The sequence below is a fragment of the Cylindrospermopsis sp. CR12 genome, assembly GCF_001432185.1.
GTDB classification, from domain to species: Bacteria; Cyanobacteriota; Cyanobacteriia; order Cyanobacteriales; family Nostocaceae; genus Raphidiopsis; species Raphidiopsis raciborskii.
This window is the reverse complement of record NZ_LMVE01000046.1, coordinates 1,254-12,722: the sequence shown is the minus strand read 5'-3', so window position 1 is coordinate 12,722 and position 11,469 is coordinate 1,254. Positions and strand designations below refer to the sequence as shown.

The window sequence follows — 11,469 nt, the reverse complement described above, 5'->3', positions numbered from 1 at the left end:
TAGCTTGATTGAAATCAACAATCGCACCCTGTTTATCTCCTAAGTAACTGCGGGCATTTCCCCTGTTGTTGTAGGCATCAGCATCATTAGGATTAATCTGGATAGCTTGATTGTAATCAACAATCGCACCCTGTTTATCTCCTAAGTAACTGCGGGCTACTCCCCTGTTGTAGTAAGCATGAGCATAATTAGGATTAATCTGGATAGCTTGATTGTAATCAACAATAGCACCCTGTTTATCTCCTAAGTCACTGCGGGCTATTCCCCTGTTGTTGTAGGCTTCAGCATAATTAGGATTAATCTGGATAGCTTGGGTGTAATCAACAATCGCACCCTGTTTATCTCCTGACTCAGATAAATTATAGGCTCTATTAAAGTAAAACTCAGCATTATTAGAGTAAACAGACGAACTTTTATAAGCATTAATAGGAATTCCGTATTCTTCAGGAGTTGTACCTCCTCCTTCTACATCAACATCCTCTGTTAACCCATGAATACCTACTAAATTCCCATCCTCATCTAATATTGGTGACCCACTCATTCCAGTAAAAGCACCAATCCGGTACACTAATACATATCCTTGCCTTCTTGGTTTAGCCAATATTCTATTAACCTGTCCTGGTAAAAAGTTCACCTCCTGTTGCTCTGGGAACCCATTTACATAAATTCTTTTACCCCTCACAATTTTGTCTGAATTACCTATTTTTACTACTCGGTATTCCTGATTACTCCTAAAATTAAATCTCGCTAAATCAAGATCTGGTATCCTTACAATATTAATCATGGGATAGGTTTTTCCATCTGCTGTGGTAACTCTATATGCACCATCCCTTAAAGTACGACCTCTATCAAATATATGAAAGTTAGTTAATACCGTATAAGTGTTACCATTTTTATTAATAATTACACCAGATCCAGGCGCAGCACCACTGATACGAACCGTAAATTTTTCCGCTATAAAAGCTACTTGCTCCGATGTGAGGGCCAATGTAATCATTGGTGGAAAAACCCCTAGTACCCCAGCTAAAACCCCCGCTGTCAATGCACTTTTTGTTATTCTCATCTCCCTAATCCATGAAACTTATTTACCCCATTGTCCCCTCATCCTAACCGCCATGCTAGAACTAAGTACAATTTTCTCCAACTCAGGTTCCAGGTTCTTTCCATCTTGATATAAATCATGGGTTTTCCACAGCGGATCTCCACTTAATCCATTTATTCCTACTACTTCTCCATATATGTTTAACAGTGGCGCACCACTCATCCCTCTTTCTACAGTATTTGTATAAGCAATTTCATATCCACCTACCAGAGGTTTGTCTAATACCAATGATATCTTTCCCGATGTAAACTTAAAATTATATATTCCTTCCTTCTCGGAAATAAATCCACCGACAAAGACCTTTTGTTCTACACCTAATTTACCCCTGTTTATTTTACCTCCTTTATATACCCTACTTCCCCCATCAAATCTTAATATAGCAATATCATCATCCTCAAATTTAGGATGGAATAAAGACACCTTAGCCCTATAAACCTTGCCATCCCCAGTGTGAATGTTATATGGTCCATCTCCCCCTCTCAATACATGACTATTAGTAATCACCCTATACTTATAACCTTTTGCACTATTGTCTCTAATAATTGTCCCAGAGCCAATAAACTCCTGTTTTGACCCACCACTACTAATTCTTACTGTTATCTCTCTTGCTATTTGTTCTATCTGCTTACTACTTTTTTCTTTTGAGTTAAGCCTCACCATCAAACATAGAGGACTCGCACAGTCACTAGTAATACTAGCCCTTGTTAACACTGTTAAACCAACACCAACAACCGAGACCATTAGCATTCCTAGGAAATAACTCAGTCCTCTATTTCGATACCAAACCATTACTTTACACTCAAAATAATAATTAAGCTTCTCCGTTCTAAAGACACGGAGATTTCTGAAGAGTCCATAAACGAACCTTCTGAGGCTGGCTTAAACACCCTCTACTGATTCTGCTAAAATTAATTCTTAGCATCACCGCTACTTTAAATTGATTTCGAAAGTATAGCCTCAGATAAGACTTACTTGTCAATAGCAGCCACAAAATAACATAAAGACAACACTGGAATATTGAAGATCCGCATCACGGTTAAATATCAAGGCGAATAAATTCGCCGTTGGCACTTCCTGTCTAAAGCCAAGTGGCTTCCGTGCCTTTCGGCGATTTTCTTGTGGAACTTACCTTCTTCCATTTAAAGATCATTCTGCACTGGAAGGAACTTCACAAACCCCATCCACTAGTTTTTTGATGTCCCATACAATGTCTCCTTGAGCATCTCGACTGCTATAACAACCTTCACTCAAATAAATAGGTCTTCTACCTCTTACCGTTCTACCCCAATCTAAAAACTGTGTCAAGGTTTTACCTACATTTGTACCCATTGGCAAAGTAACTAACACATTTTCACTGGAACACGCTGTGTTCTTTTGATTGCTAATACAAATCACAGGATACTGTCTAACACTACCAGTTTTAAAAAATAAGTCACCATTTTCGTAAAAACGCTGTAATTGATTAGTCACAATTTGACAACGTCTACTGGCAGAATAGTCTTTAAAATGTCGACTCCATATAATAAAGGTTTCATTACCTCTGGGACGACGAACCTTGGTAACTGGCTGATTGTTTTCTTCAGTACAAAAAAACCTGTTTGTTCCCGCATTGCTTTGTTCTGCTGGAACAATTGACGCAAGGGCCCCTACAATCGCTACTGGGATGATTTTACTGAATAGCTTTAGCTGCATAATACTCTTTTACCTCATTTTTTGTGTTCTTTCAGCAATTTTTACACCACAATTAATCTCTCACAGGTCAAGCATATCACCTCATTTTAAAATTTTTCAATAGCATAGCTGTGTTTTATACTATAAGTGACTTAAAATAAAATAAACATTTGTTGTGAGTATAATAATGAACACATTTAATCACGGTGACATAATTGCTAGTGAGCATAACGAATACAAAATTTTAGGTAATCTCAGTCAAGGAAGTTTTGGGGTAACATATAGAGCTGAAAATATACGGACAAAAGAAGAGTGTATTATTAAAAAATTTCAACCTAAAAAAGAGAGTACTTGGGAAAAAGGTCTAGAACAATTTAATAGAGAAGCTGAGAAACTTAAAAAAATAGAACACAACCAAATACCTCGCTTTTTTGAATACTTTACCAAAGATAATGATTACTATTTAGCACAAGAGTATATAAAAGGACATGACTTAATCGAAGAAATAAATAAAGGTATCAACAATGAAAAATATGTAATTAGGCTAATAGAAGATATATTAGAAGTATTGAGCTTTTTACACAGTAAAGACCTAATTCATCGAGATCTTAAACCATCTAATATTCGCAGACGTGAAACAGATGACAAAATAGTCTTGATTGATTTTGGTGGAGTAAAAGAAGCAGATCAAGGACCTGGAACCAACTTGACAAGCGAAAGTTATTCCCCTATTGAGCAATATCAAGGTAAATGCTACAAAAGTAGTGATATTTATGCAGTAGGTATAATTGCTATTCAATCACTCACAGGAGAAAACTATAAATCAGAAATTTTCCCATCTGGGAATCAAGCACAAAATAATAATCCACCAGGTATTTATCAACCAGACAGAATAGAATGGCACAGATACGCCCCAAATGTGAGCAGAGAATTAGCTGATATCATCGACAAAATGGTGATGAGAGACCATAAGCAACGGTATAAATCAGCCGAGGAAGCACTAAGAGCTATCCAGTCCACAGGTATTCGTACTCCGCTAAATCCGCCTATACGGCCAATAAAGGGGACAAAAGCGCCAGATACAGTTGTAGTTGCAAAAAATAAAAGAAATATTGTTACTGCTGTTTTAGTGAGTTTGAGTTTAAGTGTAATTGCAGTGTTAGGAGTTTTTGCTGTGATTCCAGTGACAGGAAAATACATTGAAAATTTACTCAATGGAGGAGAGGAAAAGGTAAAGCTAAACAAAGAGTTCTCGAAAGATAATATTAAAATAGGATATCCTGATAATTGGAATATAATAAGGTCCTCTGATGATGAGAATATACTTGGGAATTTAGCAGAATTTACTCCTAAAAAAGTTTCTAAATCTTGCAACTCAACAAAAATAACAATTAATATACAGGATTTAAAAAGAGTTTTGTCTGTACAAGAATATAAGCAATCTGTAGAAGAAGAAATAAAAAAGTATAATCCTCAGGCAATAATCAAAGATGAGACACAAACTAGCACCTCACTTTCGCAAAAAAATGCTTACGAACTAAGTTACTCCAAGAAAGAAAACCAATGTGAAACCCAGGTATTAGAAAAAGGAACTGTCAAAAATGGTAAAGGATATCACATTAATTACGAAGGAACAAAAGAGGAATACGAAAAGTATTTACCAGTAGCACAAGCAATGTTCGAATCATTTAACATTGAAGATGAAAAATAAGAAAAGGGAGTGCTTTGCGATCGCCCGTAGTGATTGATTCGCCATAAAGAACAAAACCGAACCTACATTACTCAACTAAAAATATCCTTTCGCTTTTGTATCCAAAAAGTCAGTATCAAATATACAACACCATGTAACAACAACACCCCCCAATTCAAACACAAATTCTCCCAACTTGGTTCATAAACACGACTCGGAGGAAAAGCCAGTGGAATCTCACTCCCATCTGGTAGTTTAACCGGTTTAGGAATCAGTGCATTTATATCTAAAATCGCTCCATAACCCCCTATTGACCATCTACTAATAGTCAACCAAGAGAAAAACTTACTTAAAGCACCATTCATTTCAAATAATACACCTGCAAAAATAGTTTGTGGTAATATCAACAGAGGTAAAGCACCATTAGCCTGACTACTATTTTTTACCAGTGCAGAAACCAATAATCCTAAACAAAAACTGCTGAACAGAGTCATAAAACCATTTACCCATAATCCTATACCCCAAGGAATCAATAAACTTTCTGTAGGAGCTTTAAAACCGAATAAAATAACAAGCGTAACTAATAAAGCTTGCACAGCAGCCAATCCTATCAAAGTAACTACCTTAGAACCTAAATAAGCAAATAATCCCAGATTCACCAATCTTTCCCTCAAATATATTGCTGACTCCTTCACTATTTCTTGCAATGAACTAGAAAATCCCACCCATAATCCAGCACAAGTAAATACAAACAAAACACGCAACGCTATAGAAGCCAAAGAAGGATCCGACCCATCTAATAAAAAAGGATTTTTACTACTAGATGCTATGGCAACTAATATAATCGCCACTGGTGCTGTCAAGAGAGATAAGGATAAATTAACACGGTCACGCAAAGTTAACTGATAACAACGCTGAGCTAATAGAGGTAACTGCTGCCAAAAACCAATCTTTTTCCGTTGTGGTTTCCCCTTTTTATTTTGTTGTTCGTTTTTATTTTGTTGCTCGTTCTCAGACAACATCATTTGAGTAATATATTTCTCATAGTAAGTAGATTTTTTAAACCTTTCAACATAATCTATAACATCATCTTTTTTTTCCAACTTATTATAAATATCTGAAAAATCCTCAACATCAAAAAAATGCAAAGCATCTTCAGGAGTACCAAAATAACATAACTTACCCCCTGTGTCTTTCTCTTTTCCTTTTTCTATGTCTTTCTCTTTTCCTAAAAATACTATCCTATCACAAGCAGTTATATTAGCCGTTGCATGAGTTACCACAATAATAGTTCTGTCTCCCTTATGAGCTAAATTTTGCAACAACTGCATCATTTTCTTATCCAAACCTGGGTCTAATCCCGAAGTAGGTTCATCCAAGAAAAACAATTTAGGGTCTGCTAATAATTCTACAGCCATACTAACTCTTTTTCTCTGTCCTCCACTAAGTTTATTAATTAATTTATCACGAAATGAAGTCATTTCCACTGCTTCTAGGGCATTTTCTACTATCTCTCTTAAATTTACATCCTCTGGTAATCGTAATTTAGCTGCATAATTTAGCACTTCAATCACACTTAAGTTTAAATGAATAATATCATCTTGAGGAACATAACCAATTTGGTTGCGGTATAAATTAAAATTATCTTCTAACCTTTCGCCATTTATGTAAACTCCACCTTTTGTGGGTTTTTCAACTCCTAAAAGAATTCGCATCAGCGTCGATTTACCCGCTCCACTTCCTCCCACTAAAGCTACCAATTGTCCAGGTACAATAGGAAAAGATAATTCCTCTATTATCAGTGTTCCCTTATTTTTTAAAACTAGATTTTTCACATCTAATCTAATGTGAGTTCCTTCATCAACAAAATCTAAATATTCTTGACGAAAAACTAGAATGTAAGGACCTATACGAATTTTATCATTTTCACTTAAAACATATTTGTCCCTAACCTGTGTTTCATTCACAAAAGTACCATTCTTGCTATTATCACAAATAACATATCTATCTTTTTCAATATCAATAGTAGCATGAAAGCGAGATACAATAGGTGAGTTTAGTACCAGATTAGCTTGTGAATCTCTACCAATAAGAATAGATTTATTCTTAATATAAATTCGGGATTGAGTAGGAGTAACTACTAGATTAGATTGAGCGTAATTAAAATACCTGATTTCCACAAACCGATTAGAATTTTGGGAAATTTGTAATTTAGAACCATGAGTTAATAAAAACCCCTCTGACAAAGGAATTAGAGAATGATTCACAAAAATCCCATTGGTACTCCGCGTTTGACCATCACCATCATAGATCCGATAATTTTCCCCTTCTTTTCGCAATACAGCTTGAATGCGAGAAATTATTCTCCACTCGTTATGATCAGGAACTCGCAAATCTCCTCCTTCTCTTCCTAATGTGTGGCTATCTTTATCTAAGATAAATTTTAAAGTCTTCCCCTGACTCTTTAATTCAATATAAGGATCAGCTGTAACTGTACCATTATCCGAAGATGTTTGCTGTGACATAATGAGTTTTTAAAGATTATAGGTAAACAAGTGGTCAATAATTTCAGTATTATAAATACTACACCAAGGAGGGTGAAAAATCTTCTAATTGGAAAATAGAGAAAAAGAGCCAAAAAAGCCAGATAAAACCAAGTAAACCGAGAAAATTCAATAAACGGGTAAACAATAGCTATACTGATAACAAAACACCAACCCCCGCACCAGGAGATGAAACCCAAAAAACTCACCCAACTCCTTATTATTGGAATTCTAGTTACTTGCATCACCATTCTACAACCACTTATTACCCTTGCACTTACTCGTCAAGAAATCGATGCCATTGCCACCCAGGTAACCGTTCGCATTACTGGCACTAGAAACGGATCTGGTGTTATTATCAAGCAGGACAATAACACTTATACCGTGTTAACCAACTTTCATACCTTTCAAGAGAAAGGTAGATTTGAAATAATCACCCCAGACGGTGTCACCCATCAATTAAACAAAATTAGTAGAGTAGGCTCAAGTCTTGACTTAGCAACACTTGAGTTTAACAGTAATCGGAGATATAGAGTAGTAGAACTAGGGGATTCCACCAAAATAACCAGAGGTCGAGACATTTACGTTAGTGGATTTCCCGCAGACAAAGGACTAAACTTCCTAAGAGCTGAAATTTCACGGATAGATCCCCCAGAAAAAGGAGGATATAGCCTAGTTTACCGAATTGGAGCATTTCCTGGCATGAGTGGAGGTCCCATCCTAGATGAAAATGGCAAACTAGTTGGTATTCATGGAAAAACAGACTATATTCTCGTTCCTCCCCATGATAGTACATCTGAAGAATATGGAATTCCACTTCATACTTATCTAAATGTCTCTAAACGTTATGATAAATTAGAAACTTTATTAAAAGCTCAAAACTTTAGAGAAGCAGATTTAGAAACAGACAGAGTAATGTTAGCAGTAGCTAACAAACAAAACCAGGGTTATTTAACAGTAGAAGACGCAAAAAAATTTCCTTGTCAAGAACTGCGAACCATTGACAATCTATGGTTAAAATATAGCCAGGGTAAATTTGGCATTTCTGTCCAACAAGAAATATACAAAAACCTAGGTGGCACACAACAATATGATGATAAGGTTATGGAATCCTTCAGTTACAGGGTTGGATGGAAATATGGAGAAGAATGGCTCAATTACAACAGCTTAAACTTTACACTATCTGCACCAAAAGGTCATCTCCCGACACCGGTCATCTCGTGGGAGTTTCTAGTAAGTTACGTGGTGGTTTCCCTCCTGTCAAGACATGTAGAGTGTAACCTATAAAGGTTTCATAATATTGTTAACTTTTGTAAATTACAGAAAATCGACGAAACCTTGCTACTTCCAGGGTTTCGGATACCTGGCACCCCCTATAATCTCAACCCAACCCACAACGTGTCTTGTTTAAAACACCACAAGATTTAATTATCCTTAAAAGTATCCCTCCTCCATCGCCATGCGATCGCACTGTATAAGTGAAAGGGATGGCCTACTAGCTGCAAGAGTGATCCAGTAAATTTGGTGTAAATTATAAATCATCCACCAGAGACAAACAGATAAAAGATGTTGATCATTTGGCAACCGGGAGAATCAATCGCTAATAGTAGATTTAGCATACAAGAAGTTCTAGGAACAGGAGGATTTGGCATTACCTATAAGGTAAAAGACAAAAAAGGACAAATCTATGCCCTTAAAACCCTAAATGCTACCATGCAAAACCGGGATGACTTTCAAGAACAACAAGTTAAATTCATCAATGAAGCATTAACCCTCAAGGGTTTTAGCCATCCCCACATAGTCAAAGTCTATGAAATCATTCAAGAAAAGGAACTTTTCGGCGTATTAATGGAATACATAGATGGCATTTCAGTATCCAAATACATTGAAAAAAATGGAAAGCTAACTGAAACACTATCACTAACATACATTGACCAAATTGCTCAAGCTCTCCAATACATACATAAAAGTAATTACTTACATAGAGATGTAAAACCGGATAATATTTTATTGAGAAATAATAGTGAACAAGCAGTATTAATAGACTTTGGACTGGCAAGAATCATAGCGACCCAAAATATGACCAACTTATTCACACATGGTTATGGTCCCATAGAACAATATCAAACACAAGGTAATTTTGGACACCACACAGATATCTATGCTTTAGCTGCAACTTTATATTACCTATTAACAGCTACAATACCAGTTTCAGCATTTAATCGCAAAATTAATGAACAGGAACTACCAGAGCCAATAAGCTATAACCCTAGTATTAGCGAGAAAGTGAATAATGCCATAATAACTGCAATGGCCATAGAGCCACAGCAAAGAACTAAAAATATAGAAGAATTTAGAAAAAATTTGGGACTGGACCTGATAATAACAGAGGTAACACCCACAGAAATACCAACAGAAACAACTTCATCAACAGAAATAACTTCAGAGGAGGTAACACCGACAGAAATACCAACAGAAACAACTTCATCAACAGAAATAACTTCAGAGAATGGTCAAAAAACAAGGCTCTTCCAAAATCGAACCAAAGGATTTTTAGGTATAGCAGGGTTCACAGCAATATTAGTCATACTAACAATAATAGGACAAAGACTTAATGAACTTAATGAGGGGGAAAAACCAATAAGCATAACAACAGAAGTAAGTGAACTATCAACTACACCTGCTAGATATACAAAATTAGAAAACTTATTAAAAGCTCAGAACTTCCGGGAAGCAGATGATGAAACCAACAAACTAATGCTAGAAGTAGCCAACAGAAAAAACGAAGATTGGTTAACAACAGAAGATGCAGAAAAATTTCCTTGTGAAGAACTGCGCACCATAGACAATCTGTGGTTAAAATATAGCCAAGGAAAATTTGGTATTTCAGTACAACAAGATATATACCAAAACCTAGGTGGCACAAAGAAATTAGATTTAAATGTTTGGAGATCTTTCGGAGAAAGAGTAGGATGGCGAATCAACAACCAATGGCTCAAGCACTCCAACTTAAACTTTTCCCTATCTGCACCAAATGGTCACCTACCTGTTATAGGTGAACTAGGATTTGGCAGATGGTCTGGTAACTTGTTGCCCCCTATCAACCAATGTAGAACATTAAACCTATAACAACTTTCCCTTATAAATATTAGTGCTATCCTTACATGCGATCGCATTGATATTTAAGAAAAAGTTGATAGGAGATATACTAATAAAAAAACCCAACCACCAGCAGGAGATGAAGCTCAAAAAACTCACCGAACTAGTTATTATTAGCATCCTCATCACCGTTATTACCATATTACAACCGGTGGTCACCCTTGCACTTACATCTGCCCAAATTGCAGCCATTGCCACCCAGATAACCGTTCGCATCACCGGAGCAGATAAAGGATCTGGAGTTATCATAAGCAGAAGTGGCAACACCTACACAGTGCTAACCAATAACCATGTATTTAAAAACCCAGGTAACTATGAAGTAACCACCCCAGATAGAAGAAAATATCAAGTAACCAATATTAGAAGAATAGAGAATCTTGATTTAGCCACATTTCAGTTTAATAGCACTGAAAAATACAACATAGTAAAGCAAGGTAACTCCAGGCAAATGACCATCGGTAAAGCAGTTTATGTCAGTGGATTTCCTGCAGACAAAGGACTAAACTTCCTAAGATCTGAAATTTCACGGATAGATCCCCCAGGAAAAGGAGGATATAGCCTAGTTTACCGAATTGGAGCATTTCCTGCCATGAGTGGAGGTCCCATCCTAAATGAAGATGGCAAACTAGTTGGTATTCACGGAAAAACAGAAAGCATTCCAATAAGTATTTACGATAGTACACCGGAAGAATATGGAATTCCACTTCAGACCTTTTTAAATGCACCACCCCCCACCCCGAGCAGGTACACAAGATTAGAAACCTTGTTGAAAGCTCAAGACTTTAGAGAAGCAGATTTAGAAATAGACAGAGTAATGTTAGCAGTAGCTAACAGACAAAGCCAGGGCTGGTTAAGAGTGGAAGATGCAGAAAATTTTCCCTGTCAAGAATTGCGCACCATTGACAATCTGTGGTTAAAATATAGTCAGGGTAAATTTGGTATATCTGTCCAACAAGAAATATACAAAAACCTGGGGGGAACAAAACAATTTGATGTGAATGTATGGATATCCTTCGGAGACAGGGTGGGATGGAGAAAACAAGGTTCATGGCTGGAATACAAAGATTTAAACTTTTCATTATCCGCACCAACGGGTCAACTCCCTTTCGCGGCGTCTAGGGGGAAGAGGTTTTACTTCCCTGGCGGGGGTACTTCCCTCCTGTCAAGACATGTAGAGTGTAACCCATAAAGGTTTGATAGTATTGTTAACTTTTGTAAATAACAAGAAATTAACGAAACCTTGCTAGTTCCAGGGTTTCGGATACCTGGCACTATTTATTTTTTGGATTAGGTGTATAACAATT

At 36.5% G+C, this 11,469-nt stretch carries 8 protein-coding genes; 4 read left to right on the top strand and 4 right to left on the bottom strand.

Features of this window, described 5'->3' with window-relative positions:
- From ASL19_RS06300 to ASL19_RS06290, 3 genes are all read right to left on the bottom strand, one after another.
- The coding region (locus ASL19_RS06300) for a tetratricopeptide repeat-containing serine protease family protein (protein ID WP_235528942.1) at positions 1–1,063 on the bottom strand (1,063 nt) is incomplete at its 3' end.
- A gap of 18 nt (positions 1,064–1,081) precedes the next feature.
- Complete coding sequence (locus ASL19_RS06295; protein WP_161808578.1) at positions 1,082–1,843, bottom strand: serine protease; 762 nt, start codon at positions 1,841–1,843, stop codon at positions 1,082–1,084.
- A 405-nt stretch (positions 1,844–2,248) separates the two neighbouring features.
- Positions 2,249–2,794 (bottom strand): COP23 domain-containing protein, encoded by a 546-nt coding sequence (locus tag ASL19_RS06290; RefSeq protein ID WP_057177684.1) that lies wholly within the window; start codon positions 2,792–2,794, stop codon positions 2,249–2,251.
- 166 nt (positions 2,795–2,960) lie between these two features.
- Between ASL19_RS06290 and ASL19_RS06285 the strand changes: the two genes are divergently transcribed.
- Entirely contained in the window at positions 2,961–4,484 is a 1,524-nt protein-coding gene (locus ASL19_RS06285; protein WP_057177683.1) for a serine/threonine-protein kinase, read from the top strand.
- 71 nt (positions 4,485–4,555) lie between these two features.
- Here ASL19_RS06285 and ASL19_RS06280 read toward each other — a convergent pair whose 3' ends face one another.
- Positions 4,556–6,988 carry an ATP-binding cassette domain-containing protein gene (locus ASL19_RS06280; RefSeq protein ID WP_057177682.1) on the bottom strand — a complete coding sequence of 811 codons (2,433 nt, stop codon included), beginning with the start codon at positions 6,986–6,988 and terminating at the stop codon, positions 4,556–4,558.
- A 207-nt stretch (positions 6,989–7,195) separates the two neighbouring features.
- Here ASL19_RS06280 and ASL19_RS06275 point away from each other — a divergent pair, with 207 nt between their 5' ends.
- The 3 genes from ASL19_RS06275 to ASL19_RS16660 all read left to right on the top strand — a co-directional run bounded on the left by ASL19_RS06275 (position 7,196) and on the right by ASL19_RS16660 (position 11,354).
- Complete coding sequence (locus ASL19_RS06275; protein WP_057177681.1) at positions 7,196–8,293, top strand: GUN4 domain-containing protein; 1,098 nt, start codon at positions 7,196–7,198, stop codon at positions 8,291–8,293.
- Between the two features lie 279 nt (positions 8,294–8,572).
- A complete protein-coding gene (locus tag ASL19_RS18530; RefSeq protein ID WP_235528941.1) occupies positions 8,573–10,135 on the top strand; it encodes a serine/threonine-protein kinase in 1,563 nt (520 codons plus the stop codon).
- Between the two features lie 109 nt (positions 10,136–10,244).
- The gene (locus tag ASL19_RS16660; RefSeq protein ID WP_072149098.1) at positions 10,245–11,354 is read left to right on the top strand and encodes a GUN4 domain-containing protein; all 1,110 of its coding nucleotides are present in this window, start codon (positions 10,245–10,247) and stop codon (positions 11,352–11,354) included.
- The last annotated feature ends 115 nt before the right edge of the window (positions 11,355–11,469 follow it).

Excerpts from the sequence above, each read along its gene's own strand:
- ASL19_RS06295 (WP_161808578.1), bottom strand. The coding sequence starts at position 1,843 with ATGGTCTCGGTTGTTGGTGTTGGTTTAACAGTGTTAACAAGGGCTAGT.
- ASL19_RS18530 (WP_235528941.1), top strand. The coding sequence starts at position 8,573 with ATGTTGATCATTTGGCAACCGGGAGAATCAATCGCTAATAGTAGATTT.
- ASL19_RS06290 (WP_057177684.1), bottom strand. The coding sequence starts at position 2,794 with ATGCAGCTAAAGCTATTCAGTAAAATCATCCCAGTAGCGATTGTAGGG.
- ASL19_RS16660 (WP_072149098.1), top strand. The coding sequence starts at position 10,245 with ATGAAGCTCAAAAAACTCACCGAACTAGTTATTATTAGCATCCTCATC.
- ASL19_RS06285 (WP_057177683.1), top strand. The coding sequence starts at position 2,961 with ATGAACACATTTAATCACGGTGACATAATTGCTAGTGAGCATAACGAA.
- ASL19_RS06280 (WP_057177682.1), bottom strand. The coding sequence starts at position 6,988 with ATGTCACAGCAAACATCTTCGGATAATGGTACAGTTACAGCTGATCCT.
- ASL19_RS06275 (WP_057177681.1), top strand. The coding sequence starts at position 7,196 with ATGAAACCCAAAAAACTCACCCAACTCCTTATTATTGGAATTCTAGTT.